Raw genomic sequence first — 23,469 nt, 5'->3', positions numbered from 1 at the left:
GTGCCCATGACTGCATCCCGCCTGTGCCGGCTGGCCGCGTTCGGCCTGCTGGCGACCTCGGCCAGCGCCCCGGCGCTGGCACAGACGCCCGCCCTCGCCACCAGTGCCGAAGATCTGGCTGCCTTGCTGTCGCGCAGTGCGCCCAAGGCCGACCGCCACGTGTTGCAGCTGGCGGCGCGCGCCATGCGCTGTGCGTTGCAGCGGCCGGAGCTTGGCATCAACGGTGACCGACTGAGCGTTATCGATTACTCGCGACCGTCCACCGAGCCGCGCCTGTGGGTGTTCGACCTGGCCCACCAGCGCCTGCTGTTCGAGGAATGGGTGGCGCATGGCCGCAACAGCGGCGAGAACCGCACCGAGCACTTCTCCAACCGCGATGGCAGTTTCATGTCCAGCCTCGGCGCGTTCACCGCGCAGGAGACCTACATGGGCGGCAACGGCTATTCGCTGCGCCTGGCCGGGCTGGAGCCGGGCTTCAATGACCGCGCGCGTGATCGCGCGATCGTCATCCACGGCGCGCCGTATGTGAACCCGGCCACCGCGCAGCTGCAGGGGCGGCTGGGCCGCAGCCTGGGCTGCCCGGCGGTGCGCCTGTCGGTGGCCAAGCCACTGATCGATGCGTTGCGTGGCGGCACGATGGTGTTCGCCTATTACCCCGACCAGGACTGGTTGAAACACTCGCAGCTGCTGGCCGGCGGGTGCGGCGGCCAGGGCACGCTCGCCACGCGGTGATGCACGATGGCGCGCGGCGTGATGCAATGCGCCGATGAACGTCGACTCCCTGCTGCACACTCCGAGCCAGGTCATCTCACGCCTGGACTACCGCCGCGAACGCTGGCGCAACGGCCTGGGCTGGACCCGCGAGATCCTGCGCCTGCCCGCGCAGGGCGACGACTGGGCGCTGCGCCTGTCGGTGGCCGAGATCGAGCTGGACGCCGCGTTCTCCGCGTTTCCCGGCGTGGAGCGCGAGCTGGTGCTGCTGCAGGGCAATGGCGTGCGCCTGCGCTTCGAGGATGGCCGCGTGGCCGAAGTCCTGCCGCCGCATGGGCGCGTGCGCTTTGCGGGCGAGGAAACGCTGCACGGCGAACTGGTCGACGGCACCACCCACGACTTCAACCTGATGTGGAAGCGCGACCTGCTGCAGGCCGAACTCCTGCACCGGCCACTGGTGGGCAGCATGTTCTTCTTCTGCGAACCAGGCGTGGCCTGGGCGCTTTACCTGTTGGCCGGTCATGCCGAATTTGGAGCTGACAGCGGTCTGCCGCCGATGCACGCTGGCGATACCGCGTGGTTGGCGGCCGGTGAACGGCAAAGGCATGCGTTGCAGGGCGGGGGCGAGTTGCTGGCGATCCGGGTCAGTGCGGCGGCGGGATGATTCCTGGGCGCCGGTGGGTACCATCCACGCATGGCGTGGATCTACTTGCACTGCGGTTGCCACCCTGCCTGGACACGCCGTTCAGTAGATCCACGCCATGCGTGGATGGGGCGACCTCAATACACATCGCGCCGGTAACGACCGGCCAGCAGTAGCGCTTCCTTGTCCGCAGTCCCCAGCACCTGCTCGATCACCGCATCCACCGCCGGGGCCATGCCCTGCAGGCTGCCACAGACCAGGATCGTCGCGCCTTCATCCACCCACTGCCGCAGTGTTGCTGCTTCGGCCAGCAGGCGGTCCTGCACATAGCGATGCACACCGCCATCGCGGCTGAACACTGCATCCAGCCGCGCCAGCGTGCCATCGGCCAGCATCGCCTGCAGTTCTTCGCCGAAATGGAAGTCATGCGCGGCGGTGCGCTCGCCGAACAGCAGCCAGGTACGGCGCGCGCCACTGCGTACGCGTTCGTGCAGGTGTGCGCGCAGGCCGGCGATGCCGGTGCCGTTGCCGATCAGCAGCAGCGGTACCTCGGCGGCGACGCCATGGAAATTGTCGTTGCGGCGCAGGCGCAGTTGCACCGGTTCGCCAAGTGCGGCGTGGTCGCACAGCCAGCCGCTGCCGATGCCGGGTGTTCCATCGGCGCGTAGCTGGCGACGCAGCAGCAGCTCCACCGCGCCGTCGGCCATCACTGAGGCGATGGAGTACTCGCGATGCGGCAGCGGCTGCAGGGTCGCCAGCAGCGCGGGCAGATCGCCCGGGGGGACCAATGAAGGCAGGTGCGAGTGCGCGACGCGTGCCAGCAACGTCTGCCCGTCATCCAGCACCCTGTCCGCATCGAAGCGCTGTGCGTCCAGCCAGGCACGCACGGTGTGCGACGCATGCTGCGGGCCGATCTCGGCGATGTCGCCGGCCTGCCACTGCACATCTGCGCCGGCCGGTGGCCGCAGGCGCAACCAGTACACTGGACCGCCGGGGCTGCCCGGGTTCAGATGTTCGCGCTGCAGCAGCGTCCACGGCTGGTATTCGGCCGGGCTCCAGTCGGGCATTTCACTGGCGCCACCACCGAGTTGTCCCAGCAGCTGTTGCCAATGACGCAGCGCTGCCGGATCGGCGTTGTCGACCTCGATCACATCGAACAGCGCATGCGCGCCGTGCTGCCGCAGCCATTGGTCAAGCTGGTGGCCGAATCCGCAGAAGTGGCCGTAGCTGCGGTCGCCCAGCGCGAGCACGCCGTAGTGCAGGTGCTGCAGTGAAGGCGGCGAGACCATGACATCGCGCAGGAACGGCAGCGCGTGGTCAGGCGGATCGCCCTCACCGGTGGTGCTGGCGATGAACAATGCACGCTGGCTGCCGGCCAGCAAGGCGGCGTCGACCTCATGCAGACCGCGCACGCGCACCGGCACGCCGGCACCACGCAATGCCTCGCCACTGCGTTCGGCCAGCTCGCGCGCGAAGCCGGTCTGGCTGGACCAGACCAGCAGGATCGGTGCGGCATCGCCAGAGGCAGCATGGTCGCGCGGTCGCCCACGCCACCACAGTGCGGCGCAGGCCAGCGCATACAACGCCGTAGCGAGCACCGCGATCTGCGACTGCCGCGCCGGTGGCGCGCCCTGCCACCAGGCTTCGCCCAGATGCAGCCGCAGCAGCGCCCAGCCGATCACTGCCAGCAGGAACAGCACCAGAGCGTTGCCGAGCCACGCGCGCGACGGACGGGTGCTCATGCGCCTTGCTCGTCGAGCAGGCGCTGGAAGGCGCTGCTGAGAAATTCGAGTGGGCCATCCGCTGCGCGATGCAGGTAGCGCGCCGCCAGGCCTTCGCGCTCGGCCAGCGCCATGCCCTGGTCGCGACCGAGTACGGTCAGCGCGGTTGCCCAGGCATCGGCGTGCATCGCATCGCCGGCCACCACCGTGACTGCCGCAGCGACCTGGCGCACCGGCCTGCCAGTACCCGGATCGAGGCTGTGGCTGTAAGCCTCGCCATCGGCGTGGTACTGGTGCCAGCGATCGCCGGAGGTGGCCACCGCCCGGCCATCCAGTGCCAGCACGCGAGGCGGGGTGTCGGTCCGCGCATCTTCTTCCGGTGCGGACTCCACCAGCACGCGCCACGGCTGGCCATCCGGTTTGCGGCCGTAGCCGGCCAGCTCGCCGCCGACCTCGATCAGCGCTGCCGCAATGCCTTGCCCTCGCAGCCAGGCAGCCACGTGATCGACGCCGAAGCCCTTGGCGATCGCAGAGAGATCCAGTTGCAGTCCACCCGGTTGTAGCAGCGCATCGCCCTGCCACTGCAGGCGCCGCCAACCGCAGCGCTCGCGCGTGGCCTGTACGGAGGTGGCATCGGGTTGGCGGCGTTCGCCGGCGTGTGCACCGAAGCCCCACAGCGCAACCAGCGGACCGATGGTGGGATCAAAGGCGCCGCCACTGGCGGCAGCGATGGCCTGTGCGCAGGCCAGAACGTGGCGGGTCTCGGCCGGCAGCACGCACCATTGGCCCGCGTTGGCGCGGTTGTAGCGACTCAGGTTCGAGCCGGGCTCCCAGGTGCTCATCTGCGCCACCACCGCATCCAGCCGCGCCTGGATGCCGGCATGCAGTGGATGCAGGTCGCGCTGGCGCGGCGCGACCAGCGACACGCTCCACGTGGTGCCCATGGTGGTGCCGCCGAGGCGGGCGATGTCGAGCTGGGGATCGGTCATGGTGGTCTACCGCAGGCACGATGCCGGGGCCTGCCCGGCATCGCGGTCCACATCTATTACTGCGGCAACACTTCCAGCGTGGCGACGTAGCTCAGGCGGCGCTTGGCGGCCTGCTTCACCGAGGTCTTGTTGTCTTCGGTGCCGGTTTCCAGCCAGTACATGCCGGCTTCCGGCCAGGTCACCTTGATCTCGCCCCTGGCGTCGCTGGTGAGCTTCAGTTCGTCCTGTGCGTTGCGGTAGCGGGTGGCACCCCGCACGATCTCGAACTCCAGGCCGGCGGTCGGCTTGCCATCGACCAGCACGCGGAAGGTGGCTTCTTCGCCGGCGAACAGGTCGTTCGGGTGGCCAACAGCGACCAGCTCGATCCCCCGGTTGGTCGGCTTCAGCGCGGTGTCGTTCGGCGCACCGTTGGTGACGAAGGTCTCCACGCGGCCCACCGACTGGCTCAGTTCCAGCTTCTTCGCGTCCTTGGGCAGTTCGCCAAGGGTCGCCACGCTGCCGCGCCAGCGCTTGCGCTCGCCGTTCTGCTCGTAGGTGGCGAACAGGCCGTCATTGACCGACGCGATGCGGTAGGTGCCCGGCTGCTTCAGTTCGATGTCGAACACGCTGCGGTACTTGCCGGTGGTCGCGTTCTGCGGCTGCACGGTGCTGCCGTCCGGCGCGGTGATCACCAGCGATTCCAGTCGCAGCGGCACGTGGTTGAAGTAGAACAGGTCGTTGGAGACCGCACCGTCGACGGTGATCCACGGTGCGTTGCCGGCGATCACGGTCTGCGAGGGCAGCAGCCAGGCCTTGTGGGCCAGAGCGGAGAAGGGAAGGGCAGCGGCCAGGGCGGCGGCGAGGACGAGCGTGCGCTTCATGCGGAAGACTCCAGTTGGAAGGGGTCGAATCCCTTTCCAACGGAAAGGGCTCTGATCCCGGGGATGTGGCGATGGGGTCAGAGCCCTTCCTGTGGAAGGGATCCGACCCCGGCTCAGACAATTACGGTTTGACGGACAGGGTGACCTGACCCAGTTCGGTGGCGCCCTGCGCCTTGCCGTTCTGCGCGGCGGTGGCCGGCCAGGTGAAGGGGATCTTCAGCAGTTCGCGGCCGCCGACTTCGCGCACCGCCTCCACCACCAGTGTGTAGTTGCCTGGGGCCAGCTGCTTCAGTGCCGGCTGCCTGTCGCTGAACGACAGTGCGTGCCTGCCGGCCGGGCGGGTCGGGCCGGTCACGCCGTCCACCGGCACCTGCAGGGTACGGCCACTCTTGCGCCACCACTGGCGCAGGTCGGGCAGCCACTTGGTGCCGTGGCCCTCGCTGTTGCTGGTCTGCTGGTACCAGACCGACAGGTTGGCCGCGACCTTCTGGTCGGCGCCTTCCAGCCACACCGCCACATACGGGCGGTGGTACTCGGCCACGTTGAGCTTGGGCACTTCGACGTTGATGTCGAGGGTGGTGGCATAGGCCGGCGAGGTGGCCAGCAGGCCGCTGAGGGCGATGGTCAGGGTGACGCGCATGGGGCGGCTCCGGAGGAACGGATGGAATTCACGGTGGAAGTCAGTGGATCAGCAGCAGGGCGATCAACAGCGGGATCATCAGGCCGAGGCCGACCAGCGGCCAGGTCATGCGCCGTTGCCGCGCATGCAGGTGCAGCAGGAACAGGCCGGTGATGCAGAACACCAGGCAGGCCACGGCGAACAGGTCCAGGAACCATCCCCACGCCGGGCCTGCGTTGCGGCCCTTGTGCAGGTCATTGAGGTAGGAGACCACGCCGCGCGAGGTCGATTCGTACTCCACCGCGCCGGTTTCGCGGTCGATGCTCAGCCAGGCGTCGCCACCGGGGCGCGGCAGCGACAGGTAGATCTCCTCGGCCGACCACTCGGCCGGGCGCCCACCGATGGCGATGCCCAGCTGCGTGTCCAGCCATTGCCGGGCCGGGCGCGGAATCGGCGCGTTGCCGTCCTCGCGCGTGCCCAGCTGGCCCAGCAGCGCGGCCGGCAGTTCCAGGTGCTGGTTCTGCACCTGGGGTTTGGCCTCGATCTTCGCGGCATGGTTAAGAGTCAGGCCGGTCACCGCGAACAGCAGCATGCCGATCAGGCAAACTGCGGAGCTGATCCAGTGCCACTGGTGCAGCGTCCGCAGCCAGAAGCCACGGTTCTGTTGCTGCTGCACGGTGGAAGAGGCAGGACGGCTCACGGCACGGTTCGAAGCGGACGGGGACTGCCCATTACATCATTGATGAGAATAGCTCGCAATTGCGTGTCGTTCTGTATCCCGGAGCAGGCATTCCGGGGGGCCGGCCAGCGGCCGGCACTACCGATCGGTAGATCCACGCCATGCGTGGAGCAGGAGCAGGGCGCGGCGATCAGAACTTCGCGTTCAGCGAAATCCAGTAGCTGCGGCGCTGGTCCTTGGTCGCATAGTCGTCCACGCAGTTGAATTCGCTCTGGCTGATCAACAGGCACGACTGCGAGACGAAATCCTTGTCGAGCAGGTTGTTGACCCGCGCGTTCACCGTCAGCCAGGGCGTGGCCTTCCAGCTGCCACCGAGATGGAAGATCGTGTAGTCCTCGTAGTAGCGGGTGTGGCTGGCGCCGTTGGCATCCAGCAGCGTGTCGCGGTAGCGGTCGTAGCGGCCCTCACCGATCAGCGACAGGCTGACCGCTTCATTGATCTGCCAGTTGAGGCTGGCGTTGGCCATGTGTCTTGCCGGCATGGTGCCGCTGATCGGCAACCCCTTCTGTGCGCCACTGGTCTGCTCACTCTTCGTCCAGGTGTAGTTGCCGCGCAGCTGCAGAGTGTCGAGCAGGTCGACATGCGCGGCCAGTTCGGCACCGCGGGTCTCGGCCTTGTCGATGTTCACGCTCTGGGTGAAGGTGCTGTAGCCCAGTGCCGCCCAACCCGGGCCGATGTCCACGCAGTAGCCGCTGCCGGCGCGCGCCACTTCGCAGTTGGGGAAGGTGCCGCCGCTGGCGATCTTGTCTTCGAACGTGTTGAAGAAGCCGGTGACGTTGAAGCCCCAGCGCTGGCCCTCGTAGTAGGCGGCCAGCTCGTAGTTGGTGCTGGTTTCAGGCTTCAGGTTCGGCGAACCCACCAACGGCAGCACGCCCTGGCCACCGAAGCCGGTGATGCCCGGGAACAGCTGGTCCGGTCGCGGGGTCTTGTAGCCGGTGCTGACGCCGCCCTTGAAGGTCCACGCATCGCTGGCGTTCCACACCAGGTAGCCACGCGGACTAACGTGGCTGCCGAACACGTTGTGGTCGTCGTAGCGCAGGCCGAAGGTGGCGGTGAGGGTGTCGGTCAGCGCCCAGTTGTCCTCGGCGAACAGCGCCCACATGCGGTGTTTCTGCTTGACGTTGCTGCGGTAGCCGGCGCCATCCATGCCGAACACGCCATCGACCATGTCAGTGTTGTTGTACTGGCCACCCACCGTCAGCTTGTGTGCGCCGAAGTCCAGGTCGAGCATCGTGTCGAGCACGTAGCCTTCCAGTTCCATGGTGCGCAGCGGGCGCGGCAGGAACGCCTGCAGGCGCGCCATCTCGCTGGGATGGAGTGCGGCCAGCGCATTGCCACGGCCGGCCGCGCAGTTGTTGGAAGCGCCGGTGCGACGGCAGACGTCATTCCACAGCGTCTGCAGGTTGGCACGCTCGTCCAGGGTCAGCGGCAGAGAACGGCCGAGATTGCTGCTCTTGCTGTGGGTCAGCGAAGTCTGCCAGGTGCCGAAGCTGTAGCGGCCCTGGTGGGTCAACGATAGCTGATCGCGCTCGTAGCGCTGGTAGGCGGTGTAGCCCACGCGCGGCTGCACCACACGGCGGGTGACGGTGCCGCTGCCGTTCGGGTTGGGGATCACCGCATTGCCGACGCGCCACAGGCTGGCCAGGCTGTCCAGCGTGCCGGTCTGGCCTTCGCTGTTGTCGTATTTCTGCCGCGACACGTCGTAGTCCAGCCACAGTTCGTGATCGTCGTTGATGCGGAAGTCCAGGCGCACCCCGGTATTCCAGTTGGTGTTGGCGACCGACTTGCCGCCACCGCCGAAGCCGATGCTGCGCTCCCACAGGCTGCCGTCGGGCAGGGACAATGCATCCCATTCCGGGTTCGATGCCTTGGCATCGTAGTAGCTGCCGCGTACCGCCAGGCTGAGGCGGTCCTTCAGCAGTGGGCCGCTGAGGTAGAGGTCGGTGGTGCGCGCATCGCCGAACTGGTCGTCCTGCTGCACGGTGAAGCTCTGGCTGACCGAGCCGTGCCAGCTGTCCTGGTTGCGGCGGGTGATGATGTTGATGACGCCGCCCATCGCGTCCGAGCCGTACAGCGTGGACATCGGCCCGCGCACGACTTCGATGCGTTCGATCGCCTCCAGCGGCGGCAGGTAGGCGAACTGGCCGCCACCGAAGTTGTTCGGATAGATCTGGCCGACATTGCTCTGGCGGCGGCCGTCGATCAGCACCAGGGTGTACTCGGACGGCAGGCCGCGCATCGACACGGTGGCGCGGCCGTTCTTGTCGGTCGCTTCCAGGCCCACGTCGATGCCTTCGACGTCGCGCAGCGCGTCGACCAGGCTGGTATAGGGGCGCTTGCTCAGTTCCTCGCGGCTGACCACGCTGATGCTGGCCGGGGCATCGATCACCTTCTGTTCGAAGCCGGAGGCAGTGACCACCACCTTGTCCAGCGTCTGCGGTGCGCCGGCGGCGTCACCGTGGGCGAAGGCGGGGCTGGCGAAAGCCGCCAGCACGGCGCTGGTCAGCAGGGTACGGGACAGGGACGAACGGACACGATGGCGCTGGGCCATGGCAGTTACCTCGAAGGATGCAGGGTGGCGCGATGCCGTGCGCGAAGGGCGCGGCAGGCACGGAAGGCCCGGTCAGGGGCGGCAGGGATGAAGCAGACAGCGGCGTGCAGGCGCGACCGCGCAGGCGGTCACGCCAGGCCGTGGATCAGGCGAGCGGCGGCGCCTGGCCGCGTTGCTGGCGGCGCCCGGGCGCATCGGCCCAGGGCGTGTCCGGAGCGGCCAGCGGCCAGTCCGGGCGCACGCCGGGCATGGCCGGCGTGGCGGGTACGAGTTCGAGTTCAGTGCGCAGCCAGTGGCTGGCCAGCAGCAACGGCGGGTGTGCCTGCTCGGCCGCTTTCACCGGGGTGGCGGCACAGCGGCGCAGCTTGGCCGGCGCCTCTTCCTGCAGGGGACTTTCGCCACCGCGCTCTTCCAGCGGCATCTGCATGGCCATTCCGGCCTGGGCCTGTGGCAGCAGTGGCAGGGTGCCCAGCAGCAACGCCAGCATCGCCACCCATGCCAGCAGGCTGGCCAGCGCCGGACGCTGGCCGCGCATGGCGGTGCCCATCTTGCGATGGATGAGTGGGCGAGGGCGAAGCGGACGCAGCAAGCAGGGGTCCCCAGGGGTCTGCCGGCAGCGGCCGGCATCAACGGGGCGTGATTGTAATGAGAGCCGTTAGCTGTTGCAAATGAGAATGATTGCCAAAATGCCGGAGGCCGGCCCGGCAAGGCTCAGACTTCGCTCCAGCGCCGCAAAAGGTTGTGGTACACGCCGGTCAGCTGCAGGATCGCCTCGGCGTCGCCGCCGGTCTGCCGCAGGCGCTCGATCGAGCCATCCATTTCCCACAACAGGCGGCGCTGCACGTCGTCGCGGATCATGCTCTGCACCCAGAAGAAAGAAGCCACGCGTGCGCCACGGGTAACCGGCCGCACCTGGTGCAGGCTGCTGGACGGGTACACGACCAGGTCGCCGGCCGGCAGCTTCACTTCGTGCTCGCCGTAGGTGTCGCTGATGATCAGCTCGCCGCCTTCGTACTCCTCGGGCGCGGACAGGAACAGGGTGCAGGAGATGTCCGAGCGCAGCTGCTCGCCATTGGCCAGGTTCATCACCGCACCATCGACATGGTAGCCATAGGCGCCGCCACCGCTGTAGCGGTTGAAGCGCGGCGGCAGGTACTTCAGCGGCAGCGCGGCGCTGAAGAACAGCGGGTGCCGGGCCAGCGCGACGAGGATGATCTCGCCCAGTTCGCGGCGCAGCGGGGAAGCCTCGGGCAGCTGCTGGTTGTGCTTGGCCTGTGCGCCCAGATGCCCCACGGTTTCGCGGCCATCGGTCCAATCGGTGTCGTCGAGGCGGCGCCGGAAGCCGGCGACCTGGTCGGCGCTGAGAATGTCGGGGATGTGCAGCAGCATGCGGGACTCCTCAGAGGGACGGCGGTGCGATCAGGGCGCGCACCTGGGGATGCGGCGACGCGGCCAGTTCCGGCACGATGTGCGCCATGAACGCCGGACTGCCGTGCGCCAGGGCGAGCCGCAGCCAGTGCACGGCCTGCTCGACCTGGCCGGCCTGCAGCAGGATCGAGGCGTAGTTGGCCTGGCCGCGGAAATCACCGGCCTCGGCCGCGCGCTGGTACCAGGCGAGCGCCGCCTGCGGATCAGCCGCGGTATCCAGCCCGTCTTCGAGATGCCGGGCCAGCAGGTTCATCGATTTGGCATGGCCCAGGTGCGCGGCACGGGTGTACAGGGCCAGTGCCTGCGCGCGGTCCTGGGGCACGCCGCGGCCGGTGGCCAGCAGGTTGGCCAGGTTGTACAGGCCCCAGTCCAGCCCGGTGTCGGCCGCGCGCCGGTACCACACCGCGGCCAGCGTGGGATCGGGCGTGGTGCCCTGGCCCAGCTCATGGCAGCGGCCGAGCATGTTCATCGCCATCGGCGCGCCGTTGTTGGCGGCGGTTTCGTACCAGAGCAGCGCAGCCGAGGCGTCCTGCGCGGTGCCTTTACCTTCCATGTGCATCTGCGCGAGCAGCAGTTGTGCATCGACCTGCCCGGCCTGTGCGGCGTCGCGCACGCGTGCGAACGCAGCCTGTGGATCGTGCTGGAGCAGCTCGGCCAGGGCGTCGCTGTCGATGGGGGTACGGGGTGCCATGATGGGGTGAGTATCGCCGGAAACAAAAACGGCGGCAGGAGCCCCTGCCGCCGTGGTGGAGCGCCGTTACATCAGAACTTGACGTTCAGTGCCAGGGTGGCCGAGCGACCCGGGGCGATGCTCGCGTAGTGCGAGGCATAGGCCTTGGTGAAGTAGGTCTTGTCGGTCAGGTTCTGCACGTTGAGCTGCAGGCTGATGTTGTCCTGGATCGCGTAGCTGGCCATCGCGTCGAAGCGGGTGTAGCTCGGGATCCACTTGGTGTTGGCGACATCACCGTACTGCTTGTCCGAGTAGAACGCGCCGGCGCCGATGGTCAGGCCGATCGGGAAGCGGTAGGTGGTCCACAGGTTGGCGCTGTGCTTGGCAGTGTTCGGGAACACGTTGCCGTTGTATGGCGACGGCACGTACACGTTGGACGGGCAGGTGCGGCCCACCGGTGCGCCACAGACGAAACCGTTGTCCTTCAGTTCCGAGTCCAGGTAGGTGTAGCCGCCGTACAGGCTCCAGGCGTCGGTCAGCTGGCCGGTGAAGCCCAGTTCGAAGCCGTTGATCTCCTTCTTGCCGGCGTTCTGGCTGGTGCCGTTGTCGACCGTCACGCGTGCGTTGTTCATCACGGTGTGGAAGATCGCTGCGGTCAGGTTCAGGCGCTGGTCGAACAGGTCCCACTTGGTGCCCAGTTCGAGGTTCCTGGTGTCCTGCGGCTTGAGGTCGGCCACGGCGGCGCTCAGGCCGTCCGAACCGTCACCACCGTCCATGCCCGGCGGGGTCGAGGAGGTGCCCCACGACAGGTAGATGCTGCCGTTGGCGGCCGGCTTGAACACCACACCGGCCTGGTAGTTCAGGAAGTCGTTGCTGTTGCGCACGCGGGTCGGTGCCTTGCCGGCCACCGGGGTGGTCAGGGTGGTGCGGAAGTCGTCGTAGCGCAGGCCGAGGTTGATCATCCACTGCTCATTGAGCTCGATGGTGTCGAACACGTAGGCGGAGGTGGTCCTGGTGCGCTGCTCGACGTCCAGTGCCTTGTCGCTGCGGTACACCGAATGGGTGGCTGCCCACGGATCGCGCGGATCCGGATTGGCGAAATCGGTGCAGTTGTAGCCAGTGGCCGCGCCGGTGGTCGGGCACTTGCTGTTGCCGGTGAGCGGGTTGCTGGTGCCCGGTGTCATCAGGTAGCTGCCGCGGGTCATCTTCTCGTCGCTGTACTCCACGCCTGCGCTGTAGCTGTGCTTGAGCGCACCGGTCTGGAAGGCACCGGTCAGGCCCAGCTGGTCGGCGAAACTCTTGACGTCGACGGCGCGGGCGTTGGTACGGCGCCACAGGGTACCGTAGTTGTTCGGGTTGCCCTGGCTGTCGTCCGGCTGGGTCCACAGGTAGTCGTTGCTGGTGTTGCCCAGGCGCGCGATGTTGCGCAGCTTGTGGCCGCCGAAATCGTAGCTGGCATCCAGCGTGCTGATGTCGGCGCGGGTGCGCTGGAAGTCACGGTCGACCAGGCCGTAGTAGTTGTTGCGGTCCGGCACCATCGGGCGGCCGTCGACCCACTTCGAGGCCGGCGCCCCGTTCGGGTTGCCATACGGGAAGCCACCCGCGTCCGGCAGGTCATCGCTCTGCATGTGGTAGTGGCTGGCGATCAGCTGCGCCGGGCCGTTCAGGCCGAACGCGATCGACGGTGCGATGCCCCAGCGGCTGACATTGGCGGCGTCGCGGCCAGCGATGTCCGATTCGTGCTTCATCAGGTTCAGGCGCGCGGCGATGCCGTCGCCCAGAACGTAGTTGGCGTCCACGGTGCCGCGTGCGTAGCTGTCGGTACCGATGCCCATGCTGGCGCTGGTCTCGTTCTTCAGCTTCGGCGTCTTGCTCACCAGGTTCAGGCTGCCACCACCGGAATCACGGCCACCGTAGGCCGAGCTCGGGCCCTTGACCACTTCCACCTGCTCCAGGTCGAAGATCTCGCGGGTCTGCGAGCCGACGTCGCGCAGGCCGTCGACGAAGACGTTGCTCTGCGAATCGAAGCCACGGATGAAGGGGCGGTCGCCGGTCGGGTTGCCGCCTTCGCCGGCACCGAAGGTGATGCCCGGCACCATGCGCAGCGCATCCTGCAGGTTGGTCGCACCGGTTTCGGCGATCAGCTTCTCCGACACGATCGACACTGACTTGGGGGTGTCCAGCAGTTCGGCGGTGAACTTCGGCGAGGACGGATTGAACCAGCTGCCGCGCACCTGCACCTTGTCCAGGTCGGTGGCCTTGCTGGATGCGGCATCAGCGCTGTCGGCAGCCTGCGCGGCCAGCGGCGCGAAGCCTGCGGCCAGGGTGGCGGTGGCGAGCAGGGAAACGCGCGGGGCGTGCTTGCGGGACGTGATGTGGGTCATGGCTTTGGGTAGTGGCGTGGATCGGGAAACGGCGAAGGCCGAAGCGCAGACAGCGCGACGACAGGGAGGGAGCGTCTTCTGTAGAGCCGAGCTGATGCCCGGCGATGCGGCGAACGACTTCAGGCGCACGGCAACAGCCGCAGGGCGCCTCAGCTGGCGTGCGGTGCGGGCGGTGCGTGGCCGGGGTTCAAGCGCAGTGCGGGATCGTGCAGTTGCCGGCGCAGGGCATCGGAGCGCCATAGCGGGATATGTGCGACCAGGGGCGCGCGCAGGGGTGCCACTCCGGTGCAGGGCGTGTTGCCCTCACCATCAAGCGGCGGCTCCGGTGCAGGTGCAGCATGTTGCGGGCATTCGTCTGCCGACGGCGCCGGCAATGGCATGACCTGGCGCAACCCTTCGGCATGTGCCTGCCACCCTTGGGTAGTCGGGGCGTTGCTGCGTCCTTCGTGCAGCGCCGACCAGCCCAGCAGCAGCGTCAGCAGCACGGCCACGGCCAGTGGCCACCCCTGGCGGGCGAGCTGGCACAACGTGGCAGTGGGCGCGGGCGATGCCATGGCGCGAGGGCGAAGTCGTTACGAAGATGTTACGTAGAATAACATCAACGATAATGATTCGCATGTACGGGGTGCTGCGGGACGCCGGGGCGGCCGGGGAACGCCCTGCGAAGGCCCTTGCGGGGCCTCCTGCAGATCCAGCCCATGGGTGGGTACCCCAGGTCGGGGCGCCGCCTCAATCCCGGTCGTCGCGCGTCCAGACGGCGTCGTGTTCGCGCTTCACCGGGAACTTGGGCACCGGGGTATAGGCCGGTGCGCACAGGGCGCGGCCATCGCGTACGTCGAAGCGCGCGCCGTGCAGCACGCACTCCACGCTGCCTTCGGCGGTGTTGAACTCGCCCGAGGACAGCTCGAATTCCTCGTGCGTGCACTGGTCTTCCAGCGCGTACAGCTCGCCGTCGAGGTTGAACACCACGATCGGGGTGCCGGTCACCTCGTCGAACACGCTCTTCATTTCACCGGGCAGCAGCTCGTTGCTGGCGCACACGAAGGTCCAGGTATCGCTCACGCGGCCGCTCCGGCCAGCGGTTTTTCCAGGATCTCGAAGCGCAGGTCGTCGCGCTTGGGGATGCCGAAGCGTTCGTCGCCATATGGGAAGGGTTTCTTGATGCCGGTCCGCTGGTAGCCACGACGCTCGTAGAAGGCGATCAGTTCGTCGCGTACGTCGATCACCGTCATCTGCATCACCGGCACGTTCCATTCGCGTGCGGCGTGGGCTTCGGCGGCGTCCATCAGCTGCTTGCCGACGCCGCCGCCCTGCTGTGCGGGGTCGACCGAGAACATGCCGAAGTAGCCCTTGCCCTCAACGTCGGCAACGTGGGCGCAGGCCACAAGAACGCCTTCGCGCTCGGCCAGCAGGATGGTGGAGCGGGGGCGGTCCAGGTCGGCCTGGATGCCTTCGGCGTCGATGCGGGCGCCATCCAGCAGGTCGGCTTCGGTAGTCCAGCCCACGCGGCTGGCGTCGCCACGGTAGGCCGAGGTGACGAGGGCGATCAGGGCGGGGATGTCGGCCGGCGTGGCGGCGCGGAAGGTCAGGGTGCTCATGGGGGCATTCTAGGTGGGCAGTGGGCGAGCGCAAATGGGGGAGACCCTCGGCGGTCCTGGCAACCGCTATGCTCGTGCATTCTTCAAATGCCAGGCGGAGTGCAGGGGTGGGCATACCGAAGGGAATCGCGCTGGCCGCAACTGTCCTGCTTGTGGCTCTTCTGGCTTGCCTGCCGGCGCACGAGGAGAGTGGCGGCGTCGCGCCCAACGGCCTGGGGTGCCCGCGTTTCAGTGCGTCCCGTGCGTTGCCAGTGACGGTGGAGGCGCTGCGTGCCGATCCCATGCGTTATCACGGCAGACTGGTGCGCGTACGGGGTGCCTACGTTGAGAGCTTCGAAATGTCTGCGCTGCACCCGGGGCCACCGGTGCAGGATCCATGGGCGGCCGACGGCGTGTGGGTGAATGGAATTCCCGTCACGGCGCTGCCGTCGGAGCAGGCGGTTGAACTCACCGGAATCGTATCGGCGGGCCAACCCGCGTTCCCTTACGGCAAGGGGCACCTTGGGCAATGGCCTGCGGAGCTCTGCGTGTCTTCCATCCTGCCCTTGGCGGCGCCATGAAAAACGCCGCGGTTTCCCGCGGCGTTCTCGTTGCTTCCGGCTGCGCTGTGAGTCTTACCCCAGCAGCTTGCGCACCTTGGTCAGCGCGGTCATGAAGCGCTCGATCTCGGCGTGGGTGTTGTAGAACGCCAGCGAGGCACGGCAGGTGGCGGCGACGCCGAAGTACTGCAGCAGCGGGTGTGCGCAGTGCTGGCCCGAGCGCACGGCCACGCCTTCCAGGTCGAGCAGGGTGGCCAGGTCGTGCGCATGCGCACCATCGATCAGGAACGAGACCACGGCCGCCTTCTCCGGTGCCTGGCCGATGATGCGCAGGCCGTCGACACGGCGCAGTTCCTCGGTGAAGTGCGCCAGCAGTTCGGCTTCGCGCGCTTCCACGTTGTCCTGGCCAAGCTGCTGCAGGTAGTCGGCGGCCACGCCCAGGCCGATGAAACCGGCGATGTTCGGGGTGCCGGCTTCGAACTTGTGCGGGGCATCGTTGAACACGGTGCCGTCGAAGCTGACTTCCTTGATCATCTCGCCGCCGCCGAGGAACGGTGGCATCGCGTCCAGGTGCTCGCGGCGGGCCCACAGCGCGCCGGTACCGGTCGGGCCACACATCTTGTGGCCGGTGATGGCGTAGAAGTCGCAGCCGATCGCGGCGACGTCGACCTTGCGGTGTGGCACGGCCTGCGAGCCATCGACCACGGTGATGATGCCGCGCTTGCGCGCTTCGCGGCAGATCTCGCGCACCGGGTTGACCGTGCCCAGCACGTTGGAGACATGGGTGACCGCCAGCAGCTTGACCTCCGGGGTCATCGCCGCGCGCAGCGCATCCAGGTCCAGCGCACCATCGGGAGTGATCTCGGCCACGCGGATGGTGGCACCGGTACGCTGCGCGACCAGCTGCCACGGCACGATGTTGGCATGGTGCTCCATGCGCGACACCAGGATCACGTCGCCGGCCTTCAGCCGCGGCAGCGCCCACGAATACGCCACCAGGTTGATGGCGAAGGTGGTGCCGCTGCACAGCACCAGGTCGCTGGGGCGCACGTTGAGGAAGCGGGCCAGCGTGTTGCGCGCGCCTTCGTAGGCGTCGGTAGCTTCGCTGCCGAGCGCGTGCACCGCGCGGCTGACGTTTGCGTTGTAGCGGCGGTAGAACTCGTCCACCGCGCCGATCACCTGCACCGGCTTCTGACCGGTGTTGGCATTGTCGAAATAGACCAGCGGCTTGCCGTGCACTTCGCGCATCAGCAGCGGGAAGTCGAGGCGGACGCGGTCCCAGTCGGGCGCGCCGGTGCGTTCTTCGATCGGGCGCGGCGTGGACAGGTTCATGCCACACCCGCCTCGGCCAGGGCCTTGTCCAAACGGCGTGCCAGCTGCTCGCGCAGGGCTTCCGGCAGGATCTTCAGCGGCTCATGGCAGAACGCGGCGCTGAGCAGCGCCTGCGCCTGTGCCTGCGGCAGGCCGCGCGAGCGCAGGTAGAACAGCGCATTGGCATCGAGCTGGCCGACGGTGGCGCCATGCGCGGCCTTCACTTCATCGGCGTCGATAACCAGCGTCGGCTGGGTATCGATCTCGGCGTCGGCCGATAGCAGCAGGTTCTTGTTGGACAGGTTCGCATCGGTGCCGTCGGCGCCTTCGCGGATCTGGATGCCGCCATGGAACACCACGCGGCTGCGGTTGGCGGCAACGCCGCGCCACAGCAGTTCGCAGGCGGTATCGCGCGCGATGTGATCGATACCCAGCCGGGTCTCGACGTGGCGGCGGCCATTGCCGAGCAGCACGCCGTTGGCGGTCAGCTGGGCGTTGTCGCCTTCCAGGCGCACGTTCAGTTCATGGCGGCTGAGCGCGGCGCCCAGTTCCAGGTCGACGCGGTGGTACTGCGCGTCGCGGGCCAGCACCGCGTCGGTACGCAGGAAGCTGGTCTGGCGCGCGCTGCCGGCCTGCACGCGGGCGTGCTTGAGCACGGCGTCGCGCGCGACGTGGGCATGCAGCACGGTGTTGTCCAGGTGGGCGGAGTCACCCACGCTGAAGCGGTGCTCGACCACGCCGAGGCTGGCGCCGGCACGCAGTTCGATCAGGTGGCGGTGATGCCAGGCCAGGTCGGTCTCGCCGGCCACACTGGCGAACACCAGCTGCAGCGGCGCTTCGACCTGCACGCCTTCATCCACGCGCAGCACCACGCCTTCATCGGCCAGCGCGGCATTGAGGCGGGCGAAGATCTCTTCGCTGCGCTCGTAGCGGCGGCCGAGGAAACGCACGGCGTCCTCGCCCGCAGCCAGTGCAGCCGACAGCGGCTGCAGCTGCACGCCGGCCGACAGGGCCTGCACGTCGCTCAGTGCGGCGTCCAGGCGGCCATTGACGAACACCAGGCGCGGTGCCGGAATGTCCTCCAGCAGGGCGGCGTCCAGCGCCGGGCCCTGCAGCGGTGCAGCCGCGAACGCACGGCGTTCCAGCTGGCGCAGCGAGGTGTACTTCCAGGCTTCGTTGCGGGCGGCCGGCAGGCCGTCACGCAGGGCCGCATCCAGCACTTCGCGGCGCGCATCGCTGCCACAGAAGGCCTGGGCCATCGAATCAAGCAGGGCGCTCATCAGACCGCCGCCTCGGGCACGACCCGGTCCTTCAGGAAATCATAGCCGTGCGCTTCCAGCTCCAGTGCCAGCTCCGGGCCGCCACTCTTGACGATGCGGCCATCGGCCAGCACGTGCACCACGTCCGGCTTGATGTAGTCCAGCAGGCGCTGGTAGTGGGTGATGACCAGGAACGAGCGATCAGCAGCGCGCAGTGCGTTGACACCATCGGCCACGCTCTTCAGTGCATCGATGTCCAGGCCCGAGTCGGTTTCGTCCAGGATCGCCAGCTTCGGTTCCAGCACGGCCAGCTGGAAGATCTCGTTGCGCTTCTTTTCGCCGCCGGAGAAGCCTTCGTTGACGCCACGGTGCAGCAGTTCGTCCTTCAGGTGCAGCACGGCCAGCTTCTGGCGCACCAGCTTGAGGAACTGCATGGAATCGAGTTCCTCCTCACCGCGTGCCTTGCGCTGGGCGTTCAGTGCCGCGCGCAGGAAGTAGGTGTTGTTCACGCCCGGGATCTCCACCGGGTACTGGAACGCCAGGAACAGGCCGGCAGCGGCGCGCGCTTCCGGGTCCTGCTCCAGCAGGTCGACGCCGTCGAACTGCACGCTGCCTTCGGTCACTTCGTAGCCGTCGCGGCCGGCCAGGACATTGCCCAGGGTGGACTTGCCGGCGCCGTTGGGGCCCATGATGGCGTGCACCTGGCCCGGCTGGACGTCCAGCGACAGGCCCTTGAGGATTTCCTTGTCGCCGATGCGGGCGTGGAGGTTTTCGATCTTCAGCATGGTGGGGTTTCCGTGGGGCGGGCCGCGGCCCGCCGGTAAAGAGAATGCGTTTGCGAGGGGCAGGGGCGGGCGGTCAGCCCACCGAACCTTCCAGCGAGACTTCCAGCAGCTTCTTGGCTTCCACCGCGAACTCCATCGGCAGTTCGCGGAACACCTGCTTGCAGAAGCCGTCGACGATCATCGACACCGCGTCTTCCTGGCTGATGCCACGGGCGCGGCAGTAGAACAGCTGGTCGTCGGAGATCTTCGAGGTGGTGGCCTCGTGCTCGACGGTGGCACCCGGGTTCTTCACCTCGATGTAGGGGAAGGTGTGCGCGCCGCACTGCTTGCCGATCAGCAGCGAATCGCACTGGGTGTAGTTGCGCGCGCCATCGGCATTGCGGTCCACCCGCACCAGGCCGCGGTAGGTGTTCTGGCCGCGGCCGGCGCTGATGCCCTTGCTGACGATCTTGCTCTTGGTGCGCTTGCCGACGTGGATCATCTTGGTGCCGGTGTCGGCCTGCTGCCGGTGATGGGTCAGCGCGACCGAGTGGAACTCACCGACCGAATCGTCGCCCAGCAGCACGCACGAGGGGTACTTCCAGGTGATCGCCGAGCCGGTCTCGACCTGGGTCCAGGTGACCTTGCTGCGCGCGCCACGGCATTCGGCACGCTTGGTGACGAAGTTGTAGATGCCGCCGACGCCGTTCTCGTCGCCCGGGTACCAGTTCTGCACGGTGGAGTACTTGATCTCCGCATCTTCCAGCGCGACCAGCTCGACCACTGCGGCGTGCAGCTGGTTCTCGTCGCGCATCGGCGCGGTGCAGCCTTCCAGGTAGGACACGTAGGCCTTGTCCTCGCACACGATCAGGGTGCGCTCGAACTGGCCGGTGTGGCCGGCGTTGATGCGGAAGTAGGTGCTCAGTTCCATCGGGCAGCGCACGCCCTTGGGAATGAACACGAAGCTGCCATCGGAGAACACCGCCGAGTTGAGCGCGGCGAAGTAGTTGTCACCCACCGGCACCACGGTGCCCAGGTACTGGCGCACCAGCTCCGGGTGTTCCTTGATAGCCTCGGACATCGAGCAGAAGATGATGCCCTTCTCGGCCAGTTCCTTGCGGAAGGTGGTACCGACCGACACCGAGTCGAACACCGCATCCACCGCCACGCCGGCCAGCTTGGCGCGCTCGTGCAGCGGCACGCCCAGCTTGTCGTAGGTGTCCAGAAGCTCCTTGGGCACGTCATCCAGCGAGGCGTACTTCGGGCCCTTCGGCGCGGAGTAGTAGCTGAGCGCCTGCAGGTCGATCGGGGCGATCTCCAGCTTGGCCCAGTCCGGCATCGGCATGGTCAGGAAGTGGCGGTAGGCGTCCAGGCGCCACTGCGTCATCCACTCCGGCTCGTCCTTCTTGGCCGACAGGGCACGGATGGTGTCCTCGTCCAGGCCCGGCGGCAGGGAGTCCGACTCGATCTCGGTGATGAAGCCGGCCGAATACTTGCGGCCGAGCTGCTCGTGGATCTCGCGGTTGGGGGTGTCGTCGTGGGCGACGTTTTCGATGGTTTCGGTGGCCATGGGGGGGCTGCCTGTGGATCAGGAGACGACGTCAACAGCGATGGTGCGGCGCTGTTCGTCATCGGCAAGGGGAAGGGGGGGCAGGATCTGCGCAAGACTGACGTCGCGCAGGGCCTCGGAGACCACGTCGTTGATCAACCGCCAGCTGCTGCGCGCGCCGCACTTGGGTGCCATGCCGCACTGGTGGTGGTCGTGGCTGCATTCGGTCAGGGCAAGCGGCCCTTCCATCGCTTCGACCACTTCGAACAGCGAGATCTCGATGGCCGGGCGGGTCAGCCGGTAGCCGCCACGCACGCCGCGCAGGCCTTCGACCAGGCCGGCCTGGGCCAGCGGCTTGAGTACCTTGCTGACGGTGGGCGGCTCCAGGCCGGTGAATTCGGCCAGTTCGGTGGCACTGAGCACCTCGCCCGGACGGGCGGCGAGCACGGTCAGCACGACGGTGGCGTAATCGGTGAGCTTGGTGACGCGCAACATGGGGATGCGAGTGGTTCTTAAAGCGGACTGAAATTGTACGCTTTTATTCGCCACCATCCAACCCGGGCATTCAGCCGGCGCTGGGGCCGGGCCGGGAGGCTTTGCCAGCGGGCGCTGCCGGGGGCGCCATGCTGCGCCAACCGGGTGATTTTCGCAATCACCCGGAATGGGCGAGAATCCCTGTTCCATCCGCTGCAAACAGCCCGTGCCGATGCCGAAGAAGATCCAAGCCCGCAAGTCCGCCATCCATGGCAACGGCGTGTTCGCCGTCGCCCCGATCAAGCAGGGCGAGCGCGTGATCCAGTACAAGGGCCTGCTGCGCAGCCATGGCGACGTTGATGCCGATGACAGCGGCGACGTCGAAAGCGGCCATACCTTCCTGTTCACCCTCAATGACGACTGGGTGATCGATGCCAACTACAAGGGCAACGATGCGCGCTGGATCAACCACAGCTGCGACCCGAACTGCGAGGCGGTGATCGAGGAGGATGAGGACGGCGACAGCCGTGGCGACAAGGTGTTCATCGAGGCGCTGCGCGATATCAAGGCTGGCGAAGAGCTGACCTACAACTACGGCATCACGCTGGCCGAGCGCCACACCGCCAAGCTGAAGAAGATCTGGGAATGCCGCTGCGGCTCGCCCAAGTGCACCGGCACCATGCTGCAGCCCAAGCGTTGATCCTTCCGGTAGTGCCGGCCGCTGGCCGGCACGGGTCCTCTCCACCTGCCGTGCACAGCAGGGTCACCGCCGTGCAAGGGCCGTTCGTCCACGCTGTGCACTCCCCCAACTGGAGTGCACCCATGGCAGAGCGATTGAAGGGCAAACAGATCGCAATCCTCGCGACCCACGGCTTTGAACAGTCCGAATTGACCGAGCCCAAACGGCTGCTGGAAGCGGAAGGTGCGCGGGTCAGCGTGGTGTCGCCCGCAAAGGAGGCGACCATCAAGGGCTGGAAAGAGAAGAACTGGGGCGACGCCGTCGCGGTCGACATTCCGCTGGACGAGGCGGATCCGGCGGGCTTTGATGCCCTGGTGCTGCCAGGGGGCGTCATCAATCCGGACACACTGCGCACCGACGACGCGGTGCTCAGCTTCATCCGCTCAGTGGATGAAGCCGGCAAGCCCGTCGCGGCGATCTGCCATGGTCCGTGGCTGCTGATCAACAGCGGGCTGGCAGATGGCCGCGAGCTGACCTCCTGGCCCTCCCTTCAGCAGGACCTGGCCAACGCGGGCGCGAACTGGCGCGATGCCGAGGTCGTGGTCGACGGCAACGTGATCACCAGCCGCAAGCCGGATGACATTCCTGCTTTCAGCGAGGCGGTGGTCAAGGCACTCGCCGCGTGATGCCTTGCCGGTAGTGCCGGCCCCCGGCCGGCACTACCTTATTTGCCCAGCAGGCCTGCCGGCACCAGGTTGCCCAGGTTCTGGTTGAAGGTGACCACCAGCTTGCCGTTCTTGACCTGTGCCGCCTGCACCTGCAGCGCGCCGAGCACCCCGGCCACGGCCGGGTCCAGCTTGTAGATCGGTTCGCGCTGGGCGTAGTCGCTCAGCCAGGCATTGAGCAGGCCGCGGGTGCGTGAGTCGAGGCGGCCGCCCTGGTTGGCCGGGGTGAAGTCATCCACGCTGGGCTGCTGCAGGTGGAAGCCCTGGGTCTGCGCGTCGTAGCGCAGGCCGCTGCTGAGCTTCACCGTACCCAGTTTGGCCGGGTTGCCGCCGGCGGTGGCCAGTGCCACGTCCATGCCAAGGTTCAGGCGCTCGCCGGCCGGAAGGCTCAGCTGAGGGTGGCTCATGGTCAGGGAGATCAGGCCGCCAAGGGCGTCCTGGGTGCGCGGGAAGCTGCCATCGAGGTACTGCTGCACGTCGCTGGCACCCACCGACAGTTCGCGGCCGGAAATGGAGGGAGCCGCCTGCGCGCCGATCGCAGCGGCGATCAGTACGGTGGAGGCAGCGAGGCGGGTCATCAGGGAACGCAGGCGCATGGCGGTGACCGATGGCAGGGAATGGATGGATCAAAGAGTAGCCGTGCAGGCTGAATCGCGCGTGCATGCGGCTGTAACGGTTCAGTCCAGCATCGGACGCAGTTGCGCCGACTGGATCTGCCAGGCGCTGCCATCGCTGCTGGGTTGCACGCGGTACCAGCCACCGAAGCGGAACGTACCGTTGGCGGTGACCGCGCGGATCTGCACCGGCACTTCAAGCAGCTGCGGTGGCTGCCGATCGTCGCGGGCGAGCGGGGGATCGCTGTGCAGGCGCAGGGTGCGCAGGTCCTGCAGCTGCCGCAGCGCGGCGTCGTCCGCATGCCGCGGGTCGCTGGGCGGGATCGTCCAGGCGGCATCGCTGGCGGCGCGGTCGCGGTTGAGCAACGCCGCTATGTAGCGGTTGAGCATCGTCGATGGCGGCTCGGCACCGTCGGCGACAGCAGACAGCACCGGCATTTCACTTGCCTGCACTGCTGCGGGATCGGGGCCGGTGCGAGTGTCCGCGGCTGCGGTGGCAGCGACGGGAGCGGACGCTGCCGCGATGTCGCCGGTCGTCTGTGCTGCCGGGCGTGAACAGCCCAGCAGCACCAAGGGTGCGATCAGCAACAGGTTCCTGCGCATGTCTGCCTCCTCCGCGAGGCAACCTGGAGGGCGGCAGTG

General features: G+C 67.5%; 25 protein-coding genes. 5 read left to right on the top strand and 20 right to left on the bottom strand.

Translation table 11 applies throughout. From position 1 onward, the window contains the following. Positions 1-6 precede the first annotated feature (6 nt). Together ACM0O9_RS13885 and ACM0O9_RS13880 are read left to right on the top strand one after the other, a co-directional pair. Positions 7-732: a murein L,D-transpeptidase catalytic domain family protein gene (locus ACM0O9_RS13885; protein WP_065185834.1), complete on the top strand. Its 726-nt coding sequence runs from the start codon at positions 7-9 to the stop codon at positions 730-732. A gap of 34 nt (positions 733-766) precedes the next feature. Then, the gene (locus ACM0O9_RS13880) at positions 767-1,375 is read left to right on the top strand and encodes a HutD/Ves family protein (protein ID WP_088496716.1); all 609 of its coding nucleotides are present in this window, start codon (positions 767-769) and stop codon (positions 1,373-1,375) included. Between the two features lie 116 nt (positions 1,376-1,491). Here ACM0O9_RS13880 and ACM0O9_RS13875 read toward each other — a convergent pair whose 3' ends face one another. From ACM0O9_RS13875 to ACM0O9_RS13815, 13 genes are all read right to left on the bottom strand, one after another. After that, on the bottom strand, positions 1,492-3,096 hold the full coding sequence (locus ACM0O9_RS13875) for a sulfite reductase subunit alpha (protein WP_065185836.1): 1,605 nt from the start codon (positions 3,094-3,096) through the stop codon (positions 1,492-1,494). After that, positions 3,093-4,064 carry an FAD:protein FMN transferase gene (locus tag ACM0O9_RS13870; RefSeq protein WP_414604244.1) on the bottom strand — a complete coding sequence of 324 codons (972 nt, stop codon included), beginning with the start codon at positions 4,062-4,064 and terminating at the stop codon, positions 3,093-3,095. Before ACM0O9_RS13870 ends, ACM0O9_RS13875 begins: the two co-directional genes overlap by 4 nt. 56 nt (positions 4,065-4,120) lie before the next feature. Next, complete coding sequence (locus ACM0O9_RS13865) at positions 4,121-4,924, bottom strand: DUF4198 domain-containing protein (RefSeq protein WP_053496840.1); 804 nt, start codon at positions 4,922-4,924, stop codon at positions 4,121-4,123. 121 nt (positions 4,925-5,045) lie between these two features. Beyond that, positions 5,046-5,564: a DUF2271 domain-containing protein gene (locus ACM0O9_RS13860; RefSeq protein ID WP_065177931.1), complete on the bottom strand. Its 519-nt coding sequence runs from the start codon at positions 5,562-5,564 to the stop codon at positions 5,046-5,048. 40 nt (positions 5,565-5,604) lie between these two features. Next, the gene (locus tag ACM0O9_RS13855; protein ID WP_053496843.1) at positions 5,605-6,243 is read right to left on the bottom strand and encodes a PepSY-associated TM helix domain-containing protein; all 639 of its coding nucleotides are present in this window, start codon (positions 6,241-6,243) and stop codon (positions 5,605-5,607) included. A gap of 169 nt (positions 6,244-6,412) precedes the next feature. Continuing rightward, positions 6,413-8,833 carry a TonB-dependent receptor domain-containing protein gene (locus tag ACM0O9_RS13850; RefSeq protein WP_171955864.1) on the bottom strand — a complete coding sequence of 807 codons (2,421 nt, stop codon included), beginning with the start codon at positions 8,831-8,833 and terminating at the stop codon, positions 6,413-6,415. 145 nt (positions 8,834-8,978) lie between these two features. Next, positions 8,979-9,380: a hypothetical protein gene (locus ACM0O9_RS13845; protein WP_053496847.1), complete on the bottom strand. Its 402-nt coding sequence runs from the start codon at positions 9,378-9,380 to the stop codon at positions 8,979-8,981. Between the two features lie 164 nt (positions 9,381-9,544). Further along, positions 9,545-10,222 carry a Fe2+-dependent dioxygenase gene (locus ACM0O9_RS13840; protein WP_065196583.1) on the bottom strand — a complete coding sequence of 226 codons (678 nt, stop codon included), beginning with the start codon at positions 10,220-10,222 and terminating at the stop codon, positions 9,545-9,547. Positions 10,223-10,232: 10 nt separating this feature from the next. Then, the gene (locus ACM0O9_RS13835; protein ID WP_005415590.1) at positions 10,233-10,952 is read right to left on the bottom strand and encodes a tetratricopeptide repeat protein; all 720 of its coding nucleotides are present in this window, start codon (positions 10,950-10,952) and stop codon (positions 10,233-10,235) included. Between the two features lie 71 nt (positions 10,953-11,023). Next, positions 11,024-13,315, bottom strand: a complete 2,292-nt coding sequence (locus tag ACM0O9_RS13830) for a TonB-dependent receptor (protein ID WP_053496852.1) — start codon at positions 13,313-13,315, stop codon at positions 11,024-11,026. A gap of 149 nt (positions 13,316-13,464) precedes the next feature. Beyond that, entirely contained in the window at positions 13,465-13,869 is a 405-nt protein-coding gene (locus tag ACM0O9_RS13825; protein ID WP_053496854.1) for a hypothetical protein, read from the bottom strand. Positions 13,870-14,044: 175 nt separating this feature from the next. Then, the gene (locus ACM0O9_RS13820) at positions 14,045-14,377 is read right to left on the bottom strand and encodes a non-heme iron oxygenase ferredoxin subunit (protein ID WP_005415593.1); all 333 of its coding nucleotides are present in this window, start codon (positions 14,375-14,377) and stop codon (positions 14,045-14,047) included. Continuing rightward, positions 14,374-14,913: a GNAT family N-acetyltransferase gene (locus ACM0O9_RS13815; RefSeq protein WP_065177925.1), complete on the bottom strand. Its 540-nt coding sequence runs from the start codon at positions 14,911-14,913 to the stop codon at positions 14,374-14,376. Before ACM0O9_RS13815 ends, ACM0O9_RS13820 begins: the two co-directional genes overlap by 4 nt. Before the next feature lie 68 nt (positions 14,914-14,981). Here ACM0O9_RS13815 and ACM0O9_RS13810 point away from each other — a divergent pair, with 68 nt between their 5' ends. Then, positions 14,982-15,473 carry a hypothetical protein gene (locus tag ACM0O9_RS13810; RefSeq protein WP_414604243.1) on the top strand — a complete coding sequence of 164 codons (492 nt, stop codon included), beginning with the start codon at positions 14,982-14,984 and terminating at the stop codon, positions 15,471-15,473. A gap of 54 nt (positions 15,474-15,527) precedes the next feature. On the opposite strand, the gene ACM0O9_RS13805 is transcribed toward ACM0O9_RS13810, so the two are convergent. From ACM0O9_RS13805 to ACM0O9_RS13785, 5 genes are all read right to left on the bottom strand, one after another. Continuing rightward, the gene (locus ACM0O9_RS13805; RefSeq protein ID WP_005415596.1) at positions 15,528-16,784 is read right to left on the bottom strand and encodes a cysteine desulfurase; all 1,257 of its coding nucleotides are present in this window, start codon (positions 16,782-16,784) and stop codon (positions 15,528-15,530) included. Beyond that, a complete protein-coding gene (gene sufD / locus ACM0O9_RS13800) occupies positions 16,781-18,043 on the bottom strand; it encodes a Fe-S cluster assembly protein SufD (protein WP_171955866.1) in 1,263 nt (420 codons plus the stop codon). The genes ACM0O9_RS13805 and sufD overlap by 4 nt, the downstream gene beginning before the upstream one ends. Continuing rightward, positions 18,043-18,807 carry a Fe-S cluster assembly ATPase SufC gene (gene sufC / locus ACM0O9_RS13795; protein ID WP_019337095.1) on the bottom strand — a complete coding sequence of 255 codons (765 nt, stop codon included), beginning with the start codon at positions 18,805-18,807 and terminating at the stop codon, positions 18,043-18,045. Before sufC ends, sufD begins: the two co-directional genes overlap by 1 nt. A gap of 73 nt (positions 18,808-18,880) precedes the next feature. After that, a complete protein-coding gene (gene sufB / locus ACM0O9_RS13790; protein ID WP_005408435.1) occupies positions 18,881-20,356 on the bottom strand; it encodes a Fe-S cluster assembly protein SufB in 1,476 nt (491 codons plus the stop codon). A gap of 18 nt (positions 20,357-20,374) precedes the next feature. Then, positions 20,375-20,830, bottom strand: coding sequence for an SUF system Fe-S cluster assembly regulator (locus ACM0O9_RS13785; RefSeq protein WP_049414161.1), 456 nt, complete (start codon positions 20,828-20,830; stop codon positions 20,375-20,377). 211 nt (positions 20,831-21,041) lie between these two features. On the opposite strand from ACM0O9_RS13785, the gene ACM0O9_RS13780 reads away from it, so the two are divergent. Together ACM0O9_RS13780 and ACM0O9_RS13775 are read left to right on the top strand one after the other, a co-directional pair. Then, positions 21,042-21,509 carry an SET domain-containing protein gene (locus tag ACM0O9_RS13780; protein WP_012479369.1) on the top strand — a complete coding sequence of 156 codons (468 nt, stop codon included), beginning with the start codon at positions 21,042-21,044 and terminating at the stop codon, positions 21,507-21,509. A 122-nt stretch (positions 21,510-21,631) separates the two neighbouring features. Further along, a complete protein-coding gene (locus ACM0O9_RS13775; protein WP_005415602.1) occupies positions 21,632-22,174 on the top strand; it encodes a type 1 glutamine amidotransferase domain-containing protein in 543 nt (180 codons plus the stop codon). A 38-nt stretch (positions 22,175-22,212) separates the two neighbouring features. Here the strand turns inward: ACM0O9_RS13775 and ACM0O9_RS13770 are convergent, their stop codons facing one another. Together ACM0O9_RS13770 and ACM0O9_RS13765 are read right to left on the bottom strand one after the other, a co-directional pair. Continuing rightward, complete coding sequence (locus ACM0O9_RS13770) at positions 22,213-22,809, bottom strand: YceB family lipoprotein (protein WP_005415603.1); 597 nt, start codon at positions 22,807-22,809, stop codon at positions 22,213-22,215. A gap of 81 nt (positions 22,810-22,890) precedes the next feature. Continuing rightward, positions 22,891-23,430, bottom strand: coding sequence for a hypothetical protein (locus ACM0O9_RS13765; protein ID WP_139726794.1), 540 nt, complete (start codon positions 23,428-23,430; stop codon positions 22,891-22,893). Between the last annotated feature and the right edge of the window lie 39 nt (positions 23,431-23,469).

This window comes from Stenotrophomonas sp. FR012, assembly GCF_047520565.2.
Lineage (GTDB): Bacteria > Pseudomonadota > Gammaproteobacteria > Xanthomonadales > Xanthomonadaceae > Stenotrophomonas > Stenotrophomonas sepilia.
This window is presented reverse-complemented; position numbering and strand designations above follow the sequence as displayed.